This is a genomic window from Clostridium sp. 'White wine YQ' (genome assembly GCF_028728205.1).
Lineage (GTDB): Bacteria > Bacillota > Clostridia > Clostridiales > Clostridiaceae > Clostridium_T.
In genome coordinates this window covers 70,165-91,399 of record NZ_JAQYUU010000003.1, presented here as the reverse complement: position 1 = coordinate 91,399, position 21,235 = coordinate 70,165, and the positions used below count along the sequence as shown (strand labels likewise).

General features: G+C 30.6%; 18 protein-coding genes and 1 other annotated feature. Of the genes, 13 read left to right on the top strand and 5 right to left on the bottom strand.

What is annotated here, in order from left to right; translation table 11 throughout:
• Positions 1-20: 20 nt before the first annotated feature.
• Entirely contained in the window at positions 21-1,394 is a 1,374-nt protein-coding gene (locus PTZ02_RS12655; protein WP_274228171.1) for a radical SAM protein, read from the bottom strand.
• Positions 1,395-1,506: 112 nt separating this feature from the next.
• On the bottom strand, positions 1,507-2,853 hold the full coding sequence (locus PTZ02_RS12650) for an MATE family efflux transporter (protein ID WP_274228463.1): 1,347 nt from the start codon (positions 2,851-2,853) through the stop codon (positions 1,507-1,509).
• A 255-nt stretch (positions 2,854-3,108) separates the two neighbouring features.
• Between PTZ02_RS12650 and PTZ02_RS12645 the strand changes: the two genes are divergently transcribed.
• The 4 genes from PTZ02_RS12645 (at position 3,109) to ppcA (ending at position 8,254) form a co-directional block, all read left to right on the top strand.
• Entirely contained in the window at positions 3,109-4,344 is a 1,236-nt protein-coding gene (locus PTZ02_RS12645; protein ID WP_274228170.1) for an aminopeptidase P family protein, read from the top strand.
• Positions 4,345-4,435: 91 nt separating this feature from the next.
• Positions 4,436-4,729: a phasin family protein gene (locus PTZ02_RS12640; RefSeq protein WP_274228169.1), complete on the top strand. Its 294-nt coding sequence runs from the start codon at positions 4,436-4,438 to the stop codon at positions 4,727-4,729.
• Positions 4,730-4,898: 169 nt separating this feature from the next.
• Positions 4,899-6,500, top strand: a complete 1,602-nt coding sequence (locus tag PTZ02_RS12635) for an ABC1 kinase family protein (RefSeq protein WP_274228168.1) — start codon at positions 4,899-4,901, stop codon at positions 6,498-6,500.
• Positions 6,501-6,637: 137 nt separating this feature from the next.
• The gene (ppcA, locus tag PTZ02_RS12630; RefSeq protein ID WP_274228167.1) at positions 6,638-8,254 is read left to right on the top strand and encodes a phosphoenolpyruvate carboxylase; all 1,617 of its coding nucleotides are present in this window, start codon (positions 6,638-6,640) and stop codon (positions 8,252-8,254) included.
• Positions 8,255-8,313: 59 nt separating this feature from the next.
• On the opposite strand, the gene PTZ02_RS12625 is transcribed toward ppcA, so the two are convergent.
• Positions 8,314-8,811 carry an FUSC family protein gene (locus PTZ02_RS12625; protein WP_274228166.1) on the bottom strand — a complete coding sequence of 166 codons (498 nt, stop codon included), beginning with the start codon at positions 8,809-8,811 and terminating at the stop codon, positions 8,314-8,316.
• Between the two features lie 238 nt (positions 8,812-9,049).
• On the opposite strand from PTZ02_RS12625, the gene PTZ02_RS12620 reads away from it, so the two are divergent.
• The 3 genes from PTZ02_RS12620 (at position 9,050) to metG (PTZ02_RS12610) (ending at position 13,635) form a co-directional block, all read left to right on the top strand.
• Positions 9,050-9,493 carry a MarR family winged helix-turn-helix transcriptional regulator gene (locus PTZ02_RS12620; RefSeq protein ID WP_274228165.1) on the top strand — a complete coding sequence of 148 codons (444 nt, stop codon included), beginning with the start codon at positions 9,050-9,052 and terminating at the stop codon, positions 9,491-9,493.
• Positions 9,494-9,554: 61 nt separating this feature from the next.
• Positions 9,555-9,820: a binding site (T-box leader), on the top strand.
• Between the two features lie 57 nt (positions 9,821-9,877).
• Complete coding sequence (gene metG / locus PTZ02_RS12615; RefSeq protein ID WP_274228164.1) at positions 9,878-11,815, top strand: methionine--tRNA ligase; 1,938 nt, start codon at positions 9,878-9,880, stop codon at positions 11,813-11,815.
• Positions 11,816-12,006: 191 nt separating this feature from the next.
• Positions 12,007-13,635 carry a methionine--tRNA ligase gene (metG, locus tag PTZ02_RS12610; protein ID WP_274228163.1) on the top strand — a complete coding sequence of 543 codons (1,629 nt, stop codon included), beginning with the start codon at positions 12,007-12,009 and terminating at the stop codon, positions 13,633-13,635.
• Between the two features lie 152 nt (positions 13,636-13,787).
• Here metG (PTZ02_RS12610) and PTZ02_RS12605 read toward each other — a convergent pair whose 3' ends face one another.
• Entirely contained in the window at positions 13,788-14,468 is a 681-nt protein-coding gene (locus PTZ02_RS12605) for a Crp/Fnr family transcriptional regulator (RefSeq protein ID WP_274228162.1), read from the bottom strand.
• A gap of 423 nt (positions 14,469-14,891) precedes the next feature.
• Between PTZ02_RS12605 and PTZ02_RS12600 the strand changes: the two genes are divergently transcribed.
• The 4 genes from PTZ02_RS12600 to rsmA all read left to right on the top strand — a co-directional run bounded on the left by PTZ02_RS12600 (position 14,892) and on the right by rsmA (position 18,543).
• Positions 14,892-15,674: a TatD family hydrolase gene (locus PTZ02_RS12600; protein ID WP_274228161.1), complete on the top strand. Its 783-nt coding sequence runs from the start codon at positions 14,892-14,894 to the stop codon at positions 15,672-15,674.
• A gap of 380 nt (positions 15,675-16,054) precedes the next feature.
• On the top strand, positions 16,055-17,080 hold the full coding sequence (locus PTZ02_RS12595) for a ubiquitin-like domain-containing protein (protein ID WP_274228160.1): 1,026 nt from the start codon (positions 16,055-16,057) through the stop codon (positions 17,078-17,080).
• A 62-nt stretch (positions 17,081-17,142) separates the two neighbouring features.
• Positions 17,143-17,697, top strand: a complete 555-nt coding sequence (gene rnmV / locus PTZ02_RS12590) for a ribonuclease M5 (RefSeq protein ID WP_274228159.1) — start codon at positions 17,143-17,145, stop codon at positions 17,695-17,697.
• A 3-nt stretch (positions 17,698-17,700) separates the two neighbouring features.
• Positions 17,701-18,543, top strand: coding sequence for a 16S rRNA (adenine(1518)-N(6)/adenine(1519)-N(6))-dimethyltransferase RsmA (rsmA, locus tag PTZ02_RS12585; protein ID WP_274228158.1), 843 nt, complete (start codon positions 17,701-17,703; stop codon positions 18,541-18,543).
• A gap of 50 nt (positions 18,544-18,593) precedes the next feature.
• Here rsmA and PTZ02_RS12580 read toward each other — a convergent pair whose 3' ends face one another.
• The gene (locus PTZ02_RS12580) at positions 18,594-19,082 is read right to left on the bottom strand and encodes a GNAT family N-acetyltransferase (RefSeq protein WP_274228157.1); all 489 of its coding nucleotides are present in this window, start codon (positions 19,080-19,082) and stop codon (positions 18,594-18,596) included.
• Between the two features lie 142 nt (positions 19,083-19,224).
• Here PTZ02_RS12580 and PTZ02_RS12575 point away from each other — a divergent pair, with 142 nt between their 5' ends.
• The gene (locus PTZ02_RS12575) at positions 19,225-20,466 is read left to right on the top strand and encodes a DUF7922 domain-containing protein (RefSeq protein ID WP_274228156.1); all 1,242 of its coding nucleotides are present in this window, start codon (positions 19,225-19,227) and stop codon (positions 20,464-20,466) included.
• Positions 20,467-20,646: 180 nt separating this feature from the next.
• Positions 20,647-21,207, top strand: coding sequence for a hypothetical protein (locus tag PTZ02_RS12570; RefSeq protein ID WP_274228155.1), 561 nt, complete (start codon positions 20,647-20,649; stop codon positions 21,205-21,207).
• Positions 21,208-21,235 lie beyond the last annotated feature (28 nt).

The window sequence follows — 21,235 nt, the reverse complement described above, 5'->3', positions numbered from 1 at the left end:
TTTGGAAACACCTTTTATAATTAACTGCATCTATTACATTTTTCACACTTCTTTATTTGGGAAGTTTTCCAAAGTTCATCAGAAGTTAATGCCCATCTTTTTGAGGTTTCAGTGCACTTTGAAGTAAGAAAATCTACATTTTCAGGTTCCATTAAGTCAGTGGACTTAGCTCTTGAGTTATGAACCATTTCTTTTAAGTAATCAGGGTTATCTAGTAATGGACAAGGCCTTAAATGATTAGAGTTAAAAGGTTGGTTTTTTCTATACTCCATAAAAAGAGGTGATTTTAATGAATCCAAAAGAGAAGATTCCTTAATGTTAATATTTGAATAGTGAATAAAAGCACAGGGTTCAACATCTCCATTAGCGTTAATGTGCATATAACATTTTCCACCAGCTATACAACCATCAACATATTCACCATCATTCCAGAAGTCCATAGTAAATACGGGTTTTTCTTCCCTGAATTTTCTGATTCTATTATACATAAATTCTCTTTGAGTATTTGAAACCATAAGATTAGTAGGTGAGTTAACCCCTACTGGCATATAAGTGAAGTACCAACCAAACTTAGCCCCTTTTTCTATCATTAGATCTAAGTATTCTTCTGAGCCAACAACATCAGTATTTTTGCTATGGTAGCAAGTTGAAAAACCAAAAGGTAATTGTTTAGCTTTTAATAAGTCCATTGCATCAATAACAGCCTTATAAGTTCCCTTGCCTCTACGCATATCTGTTTCTGCTTCAAAGCCCTCAACACTTATAGCTGGTATAAAGTTGCAGACTCTAAGCATCTCATTTGAAAATTCTTCATCTATTAGAGTTCCATTTGTAAAAGCTAAGAAAATACAATCATCATGTTTCTCGCAAAGAGATATGATATCCTTCTTTCTAACTAAGGGTTCACCACCGGAATAAATGTACATATATATTCCAAGTTCTTTACCCTGGCAAATAATTTTATCAAGTGTATCAATATCCATAGATAGCTTATTACCATATTCTGAAGCCCAGCAGCCAATACACTTTAAGTTACATGCAGAGGTTGGGTCCATTAATATATCCCAAGGAATATTGCAATCATATTTTGCTTTTAGTGATTCTCTTCGCTCAGTCCCTAGGATTGCAGATTTCACTATAAAGTTAACAAAAATTTTCTTCCTTACCGAGGGATTAATATCGGTATAAAAGCTTTTAATAAGTGTATTCCAATTGCTATTAGTATCAGAGATTCCTTCACGAATAGTCTCATAGGCACCGCGATAAATATCTCCTTTGTCAAGCTTTTCTACCCAGTTTAATACCTTGGGAATATTTTTCTCAGGGTCTTTTTCGATGTAATTTAATACTTGTTTAATACCTATAGTTTCAAAGGTTTCCTTCAAACTTTTCATAAATTACTCCTCCTATATATAGCATATTAAGGCTATATAAAATAAACTTACTAATCACATACTATGAATCAAAAAGCTTTAATATTACAAGGAGAGCCTATGAAGGTTAAAATTAAGCAGATAATTTGTTGAATTTTCTTTTATATAAAGTATAAACTAGAGTTCCATCTATTGCCCATTGAATTGAAGTTATAATCCAGACAAAAGTAACTGGGAGTCTAAACAAATAAATAGCAGCATACATTAGAGGTAATCTTATAACCCAAGAGGAAAACATTGCGACTTTAAAAGGAGTTTTAGTATCTCCAATGCCTTTTAATGCACCCCCTACAATCATGGATATGCCCATGAAGGGTTGTTCTATTGAAGCAATCATTAAACAGTAAGTTCCTAAGGTGATAACTTCTTTTTCTGATGAGGTAATGAAAAGGTTAATGAGAGTATTAGGAATTATTAAAAACAACATAGAACAAAATAGCATTATAATAACGCCTAAGAAAATAGAGGTGTTAGCATATTCCTTAGCTTTTTTATAATTTCCTTCTCCTATTTTATGGCCCACTAATGTTGTTGCAGCAACAGCAAAGCCCCAACCAGGCATAAAACTTATTGATTCTATTGTGGTGGCAATCTGATTTGAAGCGAAGGAGATAGTTCCTAGTGAAATAATAAATATATTACTTAAAAGTCTGCTTATACTGAAGGCGCTTTCCTGAAGTGCAGAAGGTATAGATAGACGGACTAAAGAGGAAAATTTAGTTCCTTGAAGCTCTATAATATATTTAAATCGAGGTCTGATTTTAGAAAATTTAAATACATAAATGAATATAAAAGCAAATCCTATAATTTGAGCAATACAAGTAGCAGTAGCAGCTCCATTTATACCTAACTCAGGAAGTCCAAATCTACCCCAAATAAGTATATAGTCTAAAGAAATATTTATTATATTAATTATAATTGATGCAATTAGAGGAGTTTTAGTATTACCAGAGCCTCTCAATGTACCATTAAGAGCATTCATTGACATTGAAAAAAAAATACCTATTGAGGCTATCTTCATATATCCGGTTCCTAAGGAAATAACATCATTATTCCCACCAGCTAAGGTAAGAATCTCTTTTGAGAAAAAGAAAAATATGCATGAAAGAAAAAATCCTATTATAAGCGTTAACAAGAAGCCTATAGATGCATATTGTTCAGCACGTTCACTTTTTTTTGCACCTATACTTCTTGCAACTAAGGAAGTTATTCCAATAGATATACCAGAAGCAATGAGTATGTTAGAAAAAGTAGTAATAATTTCTGAAGATAATCCTACAGAACTAACCGAAAGATTTCCTCCATATTTTCCAACCATCATTGTATCAAAAACCCATATCATCATATATAAAATCATCTCTCCTACGGCAGGAAGAGCTAAACTTAATACTTCTTTAATACTGCTTTTATTAATCATAATAAAAATCTCCTCATAGTTTAAGATGAATAACTATTCTTGTCTGAGGTTAATTATATATAAAAAGCACTTTAAATACAAATGATGTTAATTAACTTTTACAGACAACTTTGTATGATATAATTATTGTAAATATAATGCAAAAATCATATTACATATCATGGTAAAATTCTTAGTTGAATCTTCTAAGAGTTGACGGTGACATATAAATTCTTTAATGCATTATAATAAATAAAAAACGAAAGGGAGTTTAATTATATGAAAGCAGAAGTATTTAAAAAGAATAGAGAAGCATTATTTAAACATATGGAGGAAAATAGTATGGCGCTTCTTTTTGCAGGTAAGGCTCCTAAAAAAACTGCAGACGAAGCTTACGAGTTTACTCCAAATAGAAATTTTTATTATCTTACAGGAATAGATGAAGAGGATATAATATTACTTTTAGTTAAGGGAAAAGAAGATAAGGAAATATTATTTATTAAAGAACCAGATTTGGAGTTAGAAAAATGGATAGGAAAATCTATTAGGGATAATGAAGCAATGGAAATAGGGGCATTTGAAGAAATACAATATACAAAAGATTTTGAGAATGAACTTCACAGTTTTATGTTTAAGGAAGGCGTTGAAACAGTATATCTTAACTTGGAAAGGGATAGCTATACTCAGAGAACTACACTAGAAGAGGATTTTGCAAAAACTTTGAAGACTAAATATCCTGATAAGGTCATTAAGAATATTTATAATGAAATTGCTAGTATTAGAATGATAAAGAGTAAAGAAGAAATAAAATATATTAGAGAAGCAATAGATATAACAATTGAAGGTGTTGAGCTTTTAATGAAAAATTCTAAGCCAGGCTTAAAAGAATATGAATTAGAGGCATACTTTGATTTTAATTGTAAAAGAAGAGGTGTTAAGGATTTCGCATTTAAAACAATAGCAGCTGCGGGTGTGAATGCAACTATACTTCATTATGTAGATAACAATTCAGAAATGAAGGATGGAGATTTAATACTTTTTGATTTAGGAGCACAATGTGAATATTATAATGCAGATATCACAAGAACATTCCCTGTAAGTGGTAAGTTTACGGATAGGCAAAAAGAAGTATATGAGGCAGTTTTAAGAGTAAATAAAAAAGTAATAAAAGAATTAAAACCAGGAGTAAATTTTAAGGACGTAAATGATAAAGCTACTGAATGGATTGGCGAGGAATGCGTAAAGCTAGGCCTTATAGCAGATAAAGAAGATGTTAGAAAATACTACTGGCACTCTATAGGACATAGTTTAGGTTTAGATACTCATGATGTAGGTAAGAGGAATGTGGAACTTAGACCAGGTATGGTATTTACTGTAGAGCCAGGTATATATATTAATGAAGAAGGAATTGGAGTAAGGATAGAAGATGATGTACTTATTACTGAAGACGGTAATGAGGTATTGACAAAGAATATGATAAAAGAAGTTCACGAAATAGAAGAATTTATGAAATAAATTTTCAAAGCTAAACATAATTATAAAAAGTTACATTATAATTTTGTAAAAGTGGTATAATATAGGTAATAAGTTTAGGGGAGATGATTTTATGATAAGTGAAGTTAAAAAACTGTTACTAGCAGGAGTTGGAGCAGTATCAACTACTTATGAGAAGGCATCTGAGGCAATAGACGAGTTAGTGGAAAAAGGTAGAATAACAGTTGAAGAAGGAAAAGAATTAACTGAGGAATTAAAGACAAACTTCTCTAATAAGGCAAAAGAAGTTAAACCACTAAATAGAGAGGCTGTAGAAGAATTGTTAAGGGAACTTGGTTATGTAAAAAGAGAAGAATTAAATCAATTAGTTAAAAGAATAGAGGCTTTAGAACAGAAGAATGTTTAAAAGCACAAAGTAATCAAGAGGATGTCAAAGAATGATAATATAGGGTTTTTACGGGAAACATAATTTATTCATACATAAATAAGTTATTAGTTGAACTTAAAACCCTATATCATTATAATAACATCCTCTTATCTTATATTTAAGGATTTTGTAAAGGTGGGAAGAGCAAGTGAAAAAATACACTTTAGATAGATTTAGACAGATTGTATCTGTACTTACATACTATGGAATTGGGTTGATAAAAGAAAATAAAGCTGAAGATAAAAAGAAACAAGCTGAAAATTTTAGAAAAGCCTTTGAAAAACTTGGTCCTACCTTTATAAAGATAGGGCAAATCTTAAGTACTAGACCAGATATTGTTCCAGAAGAGTATATTATAGAACTAAAAAAGCTGCAAAATGATGCAGTTAAGATGTCTATTGAAGATGTTAAAAATGTATTTAGAGAAGAAATGAAAAAAGAAATAAATGAATGTTTCTTGGAGTTCAACGAAGTTCCATTAGCATCAGCATCAGTATCGCAGGTACATGAAGGAATACTAAAAGATGGACGAAAAGTTGTTATTAAAGTTCAAAGACCCAACATTAAGAAACTAATGGAAGAGGATATTAGGATATTAATTCGGTTAGCTAGACTTATAAAAGGAAGAATAAAAGAAACTTTAGTAGATCCTTTAGAAGCATTAAATGAAATAAAAGCGATGACAGAAAAAGAGTTGGACTTTAGGATTGAGGGAGAAAATTTAAAACAGTTTAAAGAAAACAATATTAATGTAATACCTCTTAAAGTACCAGATGTAGTCAATGAATTTAGTGCAGAAAAGGTATTGGTAATGGAAAAGATTGAAGGTTATAAAATTAATGATAAGGAGACATTAATAAGTAAGGGATATGATCTTGACGATATATCTCAAAAATTAGTTTCTATATATTTTAAACAAGTTTTTAAAGATGGTTTTTTTCACGGTGATCCACATCCAGGAAATATATTTATATCTGAGAAGAAGATATGTTTTATAGACTTTGGAATAATGGGAGAAATTTCTCCAGAAATCAAAGCAGCGTTAAATGATGTTATCATAGCATTAGGAACTAAAGATATTAATAAAATCGTTGATTTTATACTATCAATTGGAGTCAAGAATGGAAAGGTAGAGAGAAATGTCCTTTATATGGATGTAGAAAACTTTTTAGATATATATTTAGGAACCTCCCTAAAAAACATAAAAATTTCTCAAATGCTGCAAGAATTGATGTTTATTTCTTCTAAAAATAATATATTGATGCCAAGAGATCTTGTGCTTTTAGCTCGAAGCATGGTGATATTTGAGGGGGTAATTACAGAATTGTCTCCTAATGTTGATATATTAACATTACTTATGAATACCATAAGCAGCGGGAATAAGTTCTTTTTTCTAAAGGATATGACGAAAGAAGAATTAATATATAGGGCATATGATTTCGCTAAGAGTACCTTCTCCATCCCAACAAAATTCTTGGAACTTGTAGATAGTGTAAAAGGAGGAAGGGCTAAATTTTTACTCCAAGTTGAAGACTTAGACAAATCAATTCAAGCTTTGAATAAAATGGTAAATAGGGTAGTGTTTTCAATGATTATTGCAGCAATGATTATTGGTTCTTCATTAATAATATACAATCAAGGACCCATACAAATTTATGGAATGTCGCTAATAGGTTTAGGCGGATATTTTGTTGCGGCTATTTTAGGCTTGTGGCTTATAATTAGCATAATTAAATCAGGAACATTATAATATTTTATGAAATTAATTACATATTGCAAGTTGAAAAAAATAAACTTGCATATGTAACGCGTAAAGTCTTTACATTATTAAAATTTGTGTTAAAATTGAAACTATAAGATAAATAAAAATTCATTTGGGGGTATATTATGAATAGAATTCCTTACTCAATGATGACGCAGCATCCGGATAATGTAGATACATATGTATCAATACAACAAGAACCACAAGAGGCTATAGATGGTTTAACATTCCAAAAAGATGGGGGTCTTGGAATAGATGAGATAATGATTGACTTTGAAGGGAAATTAACACCTTATCATCAAACATCTCAAGTAGCTTTAGGGTTAATAGGAAAGGGAATAATTCCAGGAAAAGATGTAGCAATTACACCTAGAATTCCTAATGCAAATAAAGAATCAGTATTTAGACAATTAATGAGTATAATGTCAATAGTTGAAACAAACGTTCAAGCTTATCAACACACAGGATATCAAGCTATAAAAGAAGTAGTTGTGCCAATGGTTGAGACAGGTGAAGAAGTGTGTCAATTTCAAGACAGAGTTAATTCAGTTATTGAATTAGGAAATAAGAACTATGATATAAAGTTTGAAGAAAACTCAATAAGAATAATTCCGCTAGTTGAAGGAGTACCAGCATTAGTAAATATAGATAAGATATTTGATGAGTTTTACCATGCATCAGAGGAGAAAGGTGCTAAATTTGACTCCTTAAGATTCATGCTTGCTCGTTCTGACTCAGCGATGTCCTATGGATTAATATCAGGAGTTTTATCTGTACTTATGGCAATTGATAAGGCATATAAGTGGGGAGAGGAACATGATGTTGAAGTGGCACCAATATTAGGTTGCGGATCACTTCCTTTTAGAGGACATTTTACTGCTGAAAATGTTGATAGCATGATTAAAACATATGGTGGGGTTAAAACTTTTACTCTTCAATCAGCTTTAAGATATGACCATGGTCCTGAAAAGGCAAAAGAAGCTGTAAATAAGCTTAATAGTAGTATAGAAAAATCAGTTCCTAGAAACTTCTCAGAGGAAGATGTAGAGTTAATGAAAGAATACATAGGTATATTTTCAAAACATTACTTAACAACTTTCCTAAAAATAATAAACACAGTTTCTTTCGTATCTGACTTTATTCCTAAGAATAGAGATAGATTAACTAAGACTAAAACAGGATTAGAGTATTCAAGAGAACTTCCAGAAATAGATAAGATTGCAGACTGGGTAAAAGATTCTAAATTAAAGGAAGAATTACTTTCTATTGATCTTAATGTAGAATTCTCGGTACCTAGAGCAATATCTTATACTGGAGCTATGTATACATTAGGTATGCCACCAGAATTTTTAGGAATGGGAAGAGGTCTCAAAGAAATAAAAGAAAAGTACGGACAAGAAGGAATAGATAAACTTAAAGAATTCTACCCACAAATAAGAAAGGACTTTAGATTTGCAGCTCTGTTTGCAAATGCAAAGGTTCCAAAGAAAATAATAGATGAATCTGCTAGATTAGAATATGAGCAAGATTTAAAACTAGCAAATGAAATTTTAGACTTAGGAGTAGATTTCGAATATCTTAACGATAATGAATTCTATCACACACTTTTAAAAACAACTAAGCCTATAGTGATGCACTTAATGGGTGTTGAAGAAGATGTGCTTTCAAGTAAAACTGAAGAATTGAAAATCCTAAACGAATGGATAGTTAGAATGGGAAAAGCAAGAGGAAGTATAGGATAGAAATTTAAATGAGGAACTCAAAATATTTTGAGTTCCTCTTTATTTATTATAAGTTACAACTATTCAGATAGAGAATCATCCCTAGAAGGGAAGTTTACATATTTATTTACAAAGATTGCAATGATTATGCCTACAGCAGTTTCAATAATTCTGTTGATTGCATAACCATAACTTGTAAGTCCCTTTAGATTTGTAGTTATAGCTAGAAAAACTACGCAACTAATTGATACGGAGGCAGTTTTTTTTATTAAAACTCCAGTATATATAACTATTACGATTCCTAAACTAACTAGTAAAGGTAGAGGTATTGGAACAAAAGGATATATAAATATGAAAAGTATACCATTTAATCCACCAACTAAAGTACCGATTAATCTGTTTTTTCCAGCCTTCATAGAGTTCTCAACTGAATCACCCATACATATCACAGATGCTATGCAGGCATAAAATGGTGACTGTCCCCAACGGATTATTTCAAAAAATAATATACATGCTAATACGGATAATGCAGTTTTAACATTTCTTAGTCCGATCTTAGGTAAGGTTTTTAGCTTCATAAGGTACCTCCAAATGTTAGATTTCATTAGTTTCAATTATAGGGTTTTTTATAGGAAACTTAACTTAAAACCCTATATAATATAATACAATATTTATTTAATTATTAGAACCTTATGAGAAGGAATATATGCTTGGATTTAAAAGAAAATTGATAAATAATGATTGAATTTAAGAATTTATGTAAATTTATAATATAATGTAGTAAAATTATAAAGAAGCAAAAAAATGGAGGAATCTATGGATAATAAAGAAACTGCAAGAACTTTAATGGATTTTGCAATCCTTACAAAGAGATTAATTAGAAAATTTAATACTTATAAATATGATACTAGATTAACAGTAGAGCAATTTAGGACTCTTACTGCATTAAATTCAAAAGAAAGAATAACCTTAAAGGAGTTATCTCAAACTATAGAAGTGTCCACTTCAAGTATTTGTATTATGCTTAATAGATTATCAGATGAGAATCTTGTATATAGAGAAACTGATGAAAATGATAGAAGAAATACCTTTTATGGACTTACTGAAGAGGGTAAAAAACTCTTAGAGAGAGAAAATGAGAAGATGCTTGAAGAGCTTGGAAAACACCTTGAATTTTTAACGCCTGAAGCAAAAGATATATTAAATAGAAATCTTAGAGAAGTAGAACCTATATTGGATAAATTTTTTAAAACCTTATAATATTGACAGTAATTTAAAATTGGAATAATATATTATTTATAGTCTGAAAATAAATTCTTAATTAAATGCTAAGAAAAGAAGAGTAGCAAGATGGAAACTCTTATAAGAGAGCTGGGGAAGGTGAAAGCCAGTGAGTGAAAATTTTGTGAAGATGGTCTTGGAGTAGGTCTTCTGAACTATATGATTAAAGTTTAATTTATATCATAATGTTAGGGAGTCACGGGAGCAACCGTTATATTGCAGGGTAATCATCAGGTTACTTATAAAGGTGCTATTTGGTAACATTAGCATAAAGTAGAGTGGTAACACGTATAATGCGTCTCTACATAGGGAAAATCCTATGTAGGGACTTTTTTTTACTTATATTAAGGGAGGAATTCATTTATGTGTAAAAACAAAACCTATTATATTACAACCCCAATATATTACCCATCTGCAAATTTGCATATAGGTAATACATATACAACAGTAGCAGCTGACGCTTTAGCTAGATTCAAAAGACTAACAGGATATGATGTAATGTTCTTAACTGGTACAGATGAGCATGGTCAAAAAATCCAAAGAATAGCTGAAGAAAAAGGAGTAACTCCTATAGAATATGTTGATGGAATTGTTGCTGGAATTAAAGATCTTTGGGATATTATGCATATAAGCTACGACAAGTTTATAAGAACTACTGAAAATTATCATATGAAGGCAGTTCAAGATATATTTAAGAAGCTTTATGATCAAGGTGATATATATAAAGATTCATACGAAGGTTGGTATTGTACACCATGCGAATCATTCTGGACTGAAACTCAGCTTGTGGATGGAAAATGTCCTGACTGTGGAAGACCAGTAGAAAAGGCGAAAGAAGAAGCTTACTTCTTTAAAATGAGCAAATATGCAGATAGACTAATTAAGCATATAGAAGATAATCCACATTTTATACAACCTGAATCAAGAAAAAATGAAATGGTTAATAACTTCTTAAAGCCAGGTCTTCAAGATTTATGTGTTTCAAGAACAAGCTTTAACTGGGGAATCCCAGTAACTTTTGATACAGACCATGTAGTTTATGTTTGGATAGATGCACTTTCTAACTATATTACAGCATTAGGATATGGTGGAGAGGATAAATCTTTATATGAAAAATATTGGCCAGCAGATGTACATTTAATTGGAAAAGATATTTTAAGATTCCATACAATTTATTGGCCAATTATGCTAATGGCATTAGGTGAACCATTACCAAAGCAAGTTTTCGGCCATGGTTGGTTACTAGTAGATGGTGGAAAAATGTCAAAATCTAAAGGTAATGTAGTTGATCCTGTAGTTCTTGTAAAAGAATTTGGAGTAGATGCAGTAAGATATTACTTACTTAGAGAAATACCTTTTGGAGCAGATGGATTATTTAATAATGAAATATTCATTAAGAAAATTAATTCTGATTTATGCAATGATTTAGGTAATTTATTATCTAGAACTGTAGCAATGGTTGAAAAATACTTTGGAGGAATAATTCCAGCTCCGTTAGCTAAAGAAGATATTGATGATGAGCTTATTAAGCTAGCGTTAGAAACACCAAAGAAAGTTGAAGAAGCAATTGATCATTTAAAGATACCAGAAGCTTTAGAAGAAATATGGACACTTATAGGAAGAGCTAATAAGTACATTGATGAAACTACACCATGGATATTAGCAAAAGATGAAGATAAGAAGGATAGATTAGGAACTGTTCTATATAACTTATCAGAAAGCTTAAGATTTATAAGCGTATTAATACTTCCATTCTTACCTGATACATCAAAGAAGATAAGTGAACAAATTAATACTGAAGTTGATACTTGGAATTCTCTTTCAGCATTTGATGGTACAGCAGCAGGAACAAAAGTAGTAAAAGGTGAGAACTTGTTCCCTAGAATTGATGTTGATGCAAAACTTAAAGAACTAGAGGCACTAAAAGAAGCTTCAATAAAAGCTAATAAACAAATTGAAATTAAGCCTATTAAAGAAGAAATAACTATAGAAGATTTTGAAAAAATAGATCTAAGAGTAGTTAAAGTTTTAGAGGCAGAATCAATAAAAGGAGCTAAAAAACTTTTAAAGCTTAAAGTTGATTTAGGTGGAGAGCAAAGACAAGTGGTTTCAGGAATAGCAAAATATTATAAACCTGAAGAGTTAGTTGGAAAAAATGTTGTACTTGTAGCAAACTTAAAGCCTGTAAAATTAAGAGGTGAATTATCTCAAGGCATGATCTTAGCTGCAGCGACAGATGATGATTCAGAACTTGTTGTAGTTAATCCAGGAGAATTACCAACTGGAAGTGAAGTAAGATAGTTTAAGAGATATTCAATAAATTTCAGAGGTTAGGTAATAGGGGTTTTTTATAGGAAACTAAATTTATTCTTGTTTGAAAATATCAGTTTCAGGACATTTTCAGGCATGGATAAATTATTAGTTGAACTTAAAAACCCATAATAGGGGCTTTTTATTATCTAAACTCTGATTTTATAAATAGGGGGTATATTGTGAAGATAGTTATTGGAAATGCATGGCCTTATGCTAATGGATCGTTACACGTAGGTAGATTATCCTCCTTAATGCCAGGAGATATTCTGGCTAGATATCATAGATTAATGGGCGATGAAGTAATCTTTGTTTCAGGTAGTGACTGTAATGGTACGCCAATCTCCATAAAAGCAAAAGAAGAAGGGGTAGCACCTGAGATAATATCTGAGAGGTACAATGATGAGTTTAAAGACTGTTTTGAAAAACTAGGATTTTCTTATGATTTATTTGGAAAAACAAGTTCACCCTACCATCATAAAATAGTTAAAAAATTTATATTAGAGCTTTATGAAAAAGGATATATATATGAAAAATCTGTTACTCAGTATTATTGCAATGAATGTGGAGAATTTTTAACTGATAGATTGATAGAGGGCATTTGTCCGCATTGTCACGGTACAGCAAGAGGAGATCAATGCGAGGAATGTTCTGAGATTCTTGACCCGGAGGATTTAATTGATAGAAAGTGTAAGGCCTGTGGAAAAGAACCAGAGGTTAAAGAGGTGAATCATCTATTTTTCTCTCTTTCTAAGTTTGAGAATGATGTAAGAAAACTTTGGATTAAGCAAGATGGCTGGAGAGAGAATGCTATAAAGCTTACTAAAAGATATCTTGATGAAGGGCTTAGAGATAGGGCTGTAACTAGAAATATCTCCTGGGGAGTAGAAGTACCCCTTAAAGGGTATGAGGACAAAAGAATATATGTATGGATTGAGGCGGTAATGGCATATCTATCTTCAAGTATTAAGGTTTGTGAAGATAGAGGGGAAGATTGGGTAGAATATTGGCAGGATGAGGATTCAAGAATTTATTTCGTCCACGGAAAAGACAATATACCATTCCATACTGTTATTTTTCCTGCTCTTTTAAATGGGCTTGGGATTAAAAAGCCTAATTTAAGAATAATATCTTCAGAATATATGAATTTGGAAGGAAAGAAATTCTCTACGACAAAGAATTGGGCAGTATGGCTTCCTTATATGGTGAAAAATTATGACCCAGATGCAATAAGATATTCTTTAACTATTAACGGTCCAGAAACCAAGAATACAGATTTCTCTTGGAGAGAATTTGTAAATTCAAATAATGGAGAACTTCTAGGTGCCTTTGGAAATTTTGTTAACAGAACATTAGTATTTATCCACAAAAACTTTGGTGGAAAGCTTTCAAATTGTGAATTAAATCCTAAATGGAAAAAGGAATTTTTTGATTTATATGTAGAAGTAGGAGAGAAAATAGAGGATGGAGAATTTAGAAGTTCGCTAGAAGATATTTTTACATATATAAGAAAAGCTAATAAATTTTTCGATGATGAAAAACCATGGATAAAAATTGAGAAAGATAAAAAAAGTTGTGAAAAGACACTGTATACTTGTGTTCAAATAATAGCAAACCTTTCAAACTTATTAGAACCGTTTATACCTTTCTCATGTGAAAAAATAAGAAAGTTTCTTTCAATACAAGTTCCTACATGGAGCTTTATTGAAATCAAAGAACCAAAGGTTGGAGAGGTTTCAGTACTTTTTGAGAGAATAGATAAGATTAAAGCAACGGAAGAACTAATTAAACTTAAAGAAGAAAAAGTGTAAAAAAAGAAGACTCTTGAAAATCTGATCAAAGGGGGATAAGATTTATTCAAGAGTCTTAAAATATGATGGTATAAGGGTAAATAATAATGCTTTAACAACTTTACAATACTAAATATATAGTATTAATGTGTCAAATAAGTGTCAAAATAAAATTATTTATTAAATTCGATTTCTTCTAAATCTAATATTTTAATATTTTTGCGATCATAATCTATTAAGCCATCTTTTTTCATGTTCATAAGTTCTCTTGATAAGGAAGGTCTTTGAACGCCTAGTTTATCAGCCCACTCCTTTTTTGACATGTTCAAACAAATGTCTAAAGACTTTTCTTTATTATAGATATCTAAAATATAATCACAAATCATTTGTCTTAGAGATTTCATGCTGACCTGTTTTAATTTTGAGCTTAAAGCCATAGCTTTATTTGATAATACCTTTAAGAATATAAGTAAAAATTCATAATTTCTTTGCAGTAAGGTCGCAACATAAGATTTTCTTATGTGAAATACTTTAGCAGAATTTTTACATACTACTGACATCGGATAGAAATGCATATCACCAAAAAGAAGATTTTCTCCAAAAACATTTCCTTTTTCTAATGTAGAAACTATAAGTATATTGCCTTCAGAGTCTAATTTAACTATTTCTATGGTTCCTTCCGCAACCACACTAAGATGGTTACATTCTTCACCTTCCATAAATAATATATCTTCAGAACTATAACTTTTTAAAAAGGCTTCTTTTGAGGTAGCTAGAGAATTTAATTCTTCTTCAGAAAAAGATTTAAATAATTTACAGGCTTTCAGCCCTTCCAGTAATATAGAGTTATCCAAAATAAAACCTCCTTGATATTTATCGCATAATTAATAATATAATCTGAGAAACGTATAGGATTTTAGGTTTTCTATAAAAACCTTATAAGGTTTTAAGTTCAACTAATAATTTATTCATGCCTGAAAATGTCTAGAAACCGACATTTTTAAACAAGAATAAATTAAGTTTCCTATAAAAACCTTATTGTATCTTTATTGTACAGATGAAAATAATAGTTGTATAGAGTTTTAAGTTTAACTAATAACTTATTTATGTAAGAATAAATTAAGTTTCCAATAATAAACTCAGTAAATTAATTGATTTAGATTGTTGAATTTACTTAACTGTAAATCTATAATAAACAATGTAATTATAGGTAATTAGTTATTATATGAATAAAATTAAAAAAATATGCAATAATCTATAAATGTGGGGTGTAAAGAATGGAAAAGAAGTATAACATAATAGATTCTCATGCACATTATGATGATGAGGCTTTTGATGAGGATAGGGAAGAAGTATTAAAACAAATTCATCAAGAGGGAGTAACTGCAGTTTTGAATTGTGGTTCATCTTTAAAGGGACTAAGAAAATCATATGTATTAGCAAGTAATTATGATTTTTTCTATTGTGCGTTGGGAATACATCCAGAGAATGCCGATGAATTCTCAGAAGATACAGCTCAAGAAATAAGAGAGAAAAGTAAAAATACTAAAGTAAAAGCTATAGGAGAAATAGGTTTAGACTATTATTGGGATGAAAATCCACCTAGGGAAGTACAAAAAGAAGTTTTTAGAAAACAAATGAGTTTAGCAGAGGAATTAGGATTACCTGTAGTAATTCATGATAGAGATGCTCATGCAGATACATTAGAAATACTAAAAGAATATCCAAAGGTTACAGGAGTAATTCATTGTTTTTCTGGAAGTGTAGAATTCGCAAGAGAATGCATAAAATTAGGATATTATATTGGCTTTACAGGAGTAGTAACATTTAAGAATGCAAAAAAGATATTAGAGGTTGCTAAAGATGTACCTATGGACAGAATATTAGTTGAAACAGATTGTCCTTATATGGCACCGACTCCTTATAGAGGAAAGAGAAATAAGTCTAGCTATATTGAGTATATTATAGAAAAATTGGCTGAAATCAAAGAAATTGACCCCAAATCAGCGAACAAACTATTTAATGATAATATTAACAGGTTGTTCAATATGGAAAAATAAGGTAAAATTATCTTTGCAAGTTTTATTTTGGTGGTGAAACAAACAAAAGAAGATCCTATAACCAAGCTTTGGGCTGAAGAAATGTACATTCCCTATTACGTAACTGTTTAATATAATCTAAAAAATCTTGTAATAAAGTTAACAAGATTGCCAGCCCCTTTTGAAAATTATCTTCTAGGTTACTTTAAAATTGAGAGTTGATTAATTGTGGGTTAGAAGTTTTAGATTATAGATATATTAAGTTATCATCTTATTTATTATTTATTATGCAAAAGTTGCATTTTTAACAGTTACAACAAATTGCAGGAGATGTTAAGTTTGACAAGCATTTAAATTTCGTTTATAATGCAAAAGACACTCTTGCCAAAGGAGGGAATATTATGGTAGAAAAATTCAAGGTTAATGCTAAAAGAGTTTTTTCTAACGGTCCTAAGGCAAAAATCGTGTTGTTTTTAATAGTAGCATCAATGTTAATACTGACAATTTACAACATGAAAAAGACAGTGATTGTTCGTATAGACGGCGAAGAACAGAGTATATTGACATACGCAGGGACTGTTAAAGGGGCGCTACAAGGCAGTAACATATCTCTATCATCTAAAGATAAGGTAGAACCTGGATTAGATACTATGCTTAATGACAATGAGGTAATAACTGTTAAGAAAGCTGTATCAGTAGAGGTTACCGTAGATGGTAAAGACCAAAAAATTGAAACTGCCGAAAGTAACATTAATGATATGTTAGCAGCTGAAAACATTCAACTTGGTGACGATGATAAACTAAGTGTTGATGCTGACACCCCAATAACAGAAGGGTTGAAGTTTAAAATAATAAGAGTTCAAACAAAAGATGTAGTTGAAACTAAAATATTAGACTTTGATACCATCGTTAAAAATGATGACAGTATGGATAAAGGATTTACAAAAACTGTTCAGGAAGGAACTCCAGGAGAAAAGGAAGTTACAGTCAGAGTAAGTTACGAGGACGGTGTAGAAGTTAGTAGGAAAACAGTTAGTGAAAAAGTTACTAAGGAACCTACTAGTAAAGTAGTATCAGAAGGTACTAGGAATTTCATCGCACTCTCCAGAGGTGGAGATACAAAACTTTACTATCAAAAAGTAATTTCCGTTATGGCAAGTGCCTATACTGGAGGAGGTACAACTGCAACAGGAACTTCCCCAAGAAGAAATCCATCAGGAATAAGTACAATAGCTGTTGATCCAAGAATAGTTCCTTTAGGTTCAAAGGTTTATGTTGAAGGATACGGCTATGCTATTGCAGAAGATACTGGTGGAGCCATAAAGAATAATAAAATAGATATTTATATGAATTCCAATAGAGAGTGTTACAGTTGGGGAGTAAGAAGTGTAAATCTATATGTTGTCGCATATCCAGGACAGTGGTAAAATGAAGAGGTGACTCAGCAGTGAGTCATCTTTTTCAATTTTTAATGAAGGGAGAAATTCCATTGATTAAGGAAGTTATCGTAGTAGAAGGAAGAGATGATGTTACAGCTGTTAAAAAAGCTGTAGACTCTGAAATAATTGCAGTAGGTGGATTTGGAATAAATAGCAAGGTAATAGATAGAATAAAAGAAGCACAAAAAAGAAAAGGAGTAATAGTACTTACTGATCCAGATTATGCTGGTGAAAAGATTAGAAGTATTATAGCTAAAAGAGTACCAGGAATTAAGCATGCTTATATAGGAAGAGATGAAGGTACTAAGGATGGGGATATTGGAGTAGAAAATGCCACACCTGAAGTTATATTAAAAGCCTTAAATAGAGCAAAGGCTACAGTGATAGAAAAAAGAGACTTTTTTACCATTGAAGATATGATGTTCTTTAAGTTAACTGGGGACAATAAGGCTAGAGAGAGAAGACATTTACTAGGAAAAGCTTTAGGAATAGGTTATGGTAATAGCAATCAATTAATCTCAAGATTAAATAATTATGGAATAACCAAGGAAGAGTTTGTAGAAGCTATGAATGAAATAGAAAAACTTATGGAGAGTGAAAAATAATTTATGGATGTAAGTACTCAAGATTTAGTAAAAAAATATAATTTTAGATTTACCAAAAGTTTAGGACAAAATTTCCTTATAGATGATTCAGTATTAGAAGATATTGTTTCAGGGGCAGAGATTGGTCCAGATGATTTGGTTATAGAGATAGGGCCTGGAGTAGGAACATTAACTAGAGAGCTTTTAAAAAAAGCAAAGAAGGTTGTAGCAATTGAGTTAGATTCTGAGTTAATTCCTATATTAACAGATGAATTGGGGGATAATCCTAATTTTAGATTGGTACATGAAGATGCCTTAAAAGTAGATTTTAATGAAATAATAGGAGAAGAGAAAAGTGTTAAATTAGTAGCTAACTTACCATACTATGTAACAACTCCTATAATAGCAAGACTTTTAAATGAAGGATATAATTTTAAATCTTTAACTATAATGATCCAAAAGGAAGTTGCAGAAAGAATAAATTCTGAGCCTAACTGCAAGGAATATGGAGCAATTTCTATTTTAGTTCAATATTTTTGCGACACTAAAATAATAAGAAAAGTTTCTCCAGCATCTTTTATGCCAAGGCCAAAAGTTGATTCAATAGTTATTAGATTAGATAAATTAGATAAGCCTAGGGCAGAATTAAAAGATAAAGAGTTATTTTTTAGTATAGTAAGAAACTCCTTTAATATGAGAAGAAAAACTTTATGGAATGCTCTAAAATCCTTTGGATTAAGCAAGGAAGATTTAGAAGAAGTATTTCTTAAGGCTGGTATAGATCAAAAAAGAAGAGGGGAAACATTAAGTATCGAAGAATTTGGAGAATTAGCAAATTCGCTTTACATAGTAAAACATAGAGGATAGTTAATTTAATTTATATTATTAAAAAAGAAGCAAAAGCTTCTTTTTTTATTTTATATTTTATTTGTGGCCAAATTTTTTAGAGCATCTCCGTCAACTCTATACATAGTCCAATCTTCAAGAGGTTTTGCTCCAAGACTTTTGTAAAACTTTATAGATGGCTCATTCCAATCTAGACAAGACCATTCTAATCTTCCGCAGCCTCTTTCTAATGCTAAGTTTGCTAAGTAGGTTAATAAGTCTTTACCAAAGCCTTTTCCACGTTGGTTTGGCCTAATATATAAGTCTTCTAAGTATATGCCTGCACGACCAAGAAATGTAGAGAAGCTATGGAAGAAAAGCGCATATCCAACAGATTCTCCGTCTAATTCCCCAATTAGAACTTCGGCAGATTTTTTATTAAATAACCATTCTTTTAAGATTTCCTCAGTAGCAACTACCTGATCAAGTAGATTTTCATATTCGGCTAATTCTTTTATAAATCCTAAAATGCTAGGTATATCTTCTTCTTTTGCAGCACGGATAGTGAAATCATTATTCATAAAAGGCCCCCCTATAAACTATTAATATAATAGTATTTTAGTACATTATGTATGCCAGGTACAGAACTTTTAAAATCTTTGAACATATTTAAACTATTTAAACATATAATGTAACGAATAAATATAGTGGAGGGACCCTTAGTTGGCACATGGAAAATTATATAGAAGTTTTATAATTCTACAAGAAGACGAAAAAGGACATTCAATAGCAGAAGATAAGCCTCTTTCTGGTTATGCGAAGATAGAAGCTAAAGATGAAAGGTGCAAGATATCTTTTTATGCTCAGAATATTAAAAAAGATGGACATAAACATTATATGGTACTAATTTCAGGTAAGAAGGATAATAAGCAGATAATAAATTTAGGTGAAGTGAACATAACAGACATAGGTAAGGTAGAGGTTTCTACAGAATACTTAGCAGATAACATAGGGGGAGTAGGAATCAGTTACGATAAAGTATCAGGAGCTGCTATATATAAAGATTCAGATGGCAAGAAAATGTTTCTAATTACCGGATTTATGAGTGGGGAACAACCAAAAGATAAATGGAAAGATTATAAAATAACAAGAGCACAAGGTGTAGAGGAAGTAAAATTAGAAAATAGAATAAAAGATGTTGAACAAGTTAAGGTCGTTGAAGAAGTTAAATCAGCTCCAGAAAATGTGACTCAAGAAAAAGTTGCTCCAGAAAAAGTTGAAGCTGGTGATATGAGGGAAGAAGAAACATTACCTATTTCTGAGGAAAGCAAAAATGTTGAAGAAGTAGAAGAAGTCAAAGTAGTAAATGAAGAAGAGACAAGAGAAGAAAGTCCAATTATACAGGAAGAAGAGGTAAAAGAAAGTAGTAATGAATTTGTAGTTGAAGAGCCGATTAATGAAGTAAGAGAAGAAGAAAATCCTTTTGATAAATATGAAGAATCTCTTGAAGCTCAAAACTATGAAGAAGAATTTAGAATTCAGGGAACAGTTGGAGAATTTTTTGAATCCCTAGCAGAAGACTTCGAAATGGATAGGCATAAGAATAAGAAGAAGGATATAAAACATACAAAATGGTACAAAGTATATATAGCTAGTCTAGATGATATGACCAATATTACAGACTATAATAAGTATACAGTAATATATTATCCTATGATTAATTATTATCCATATTTCAAAAAATATGGACATTATAATATTGGATATAAGTGCAATAAAAAAGGAAAGATGCAATATATAATTTACGGAATACCTGGTAAGAAAGATAAGAGTGATCAACCATATGGTGGTAAAACAGGCTTTGTAACCTGGATGGAAGATGAAACATTAGGTAAGGATTTAGGCTATTGGTTAATGTTTTATGATTTCAGAAATTCTGTTATTGTTATTCCAACAGAAAATTAAAGTAAAATATTTATTATTTAGAAAAAGAGGCTTGCCTCTTTTTTTATTTTATATAAAGAATAAGAATATTAAGAGAATAAGGGTTATTATGTAATTTGATTTTAGATTCATAAAGAGAATAATAGGTAAACATCAATAGTATAAATAATAGTAATACTAATAGAAAAAATGGGGGACTTTATGAATAAAAAACAATTAGCAATAACAGTTATGTTATTATTTTTGATGGGTTTGCTTTTTGTAGGACAGGGAATATTTGATGAGAAATTCAAGATGATTGCGCTCATGAATAATAATATTTCTACTTTTAAAGAGTATTCTTCAAAGGATGAAGAAGTTAAATTTTTACTACCACAAGAATGGAGTACTACTACTCAAAGCTTCCCTGGGAATTATATCTTATATAATAATAATTTCTCTGATAGTAAATTAGGAATATACGGATATATTCAATTGATTAACTATACTGAAGATGAAGAAAAGTTAATTGAATTTGATAAGAAATACATAAAGGATGAAATAAAAGATTATGAGAAGGAGCAATTAAAAGATAAGAAATATCGAGGAAGTAAGGTTTCCTTCGAAACCATAGATAATAAATCTAATAAATATATAAATAGGATTTATTATATCAGACTAGATGAAGAGAAGATAGCTAAAATAGCCTTCAAAGTTAATTCAAATGACTATAAAGAAAGTTATGAAAATATTTTTACTTCAATAGTGGATTCTGTTAAATAAATTTGATAAAGAAGAGATTAAGTATTAT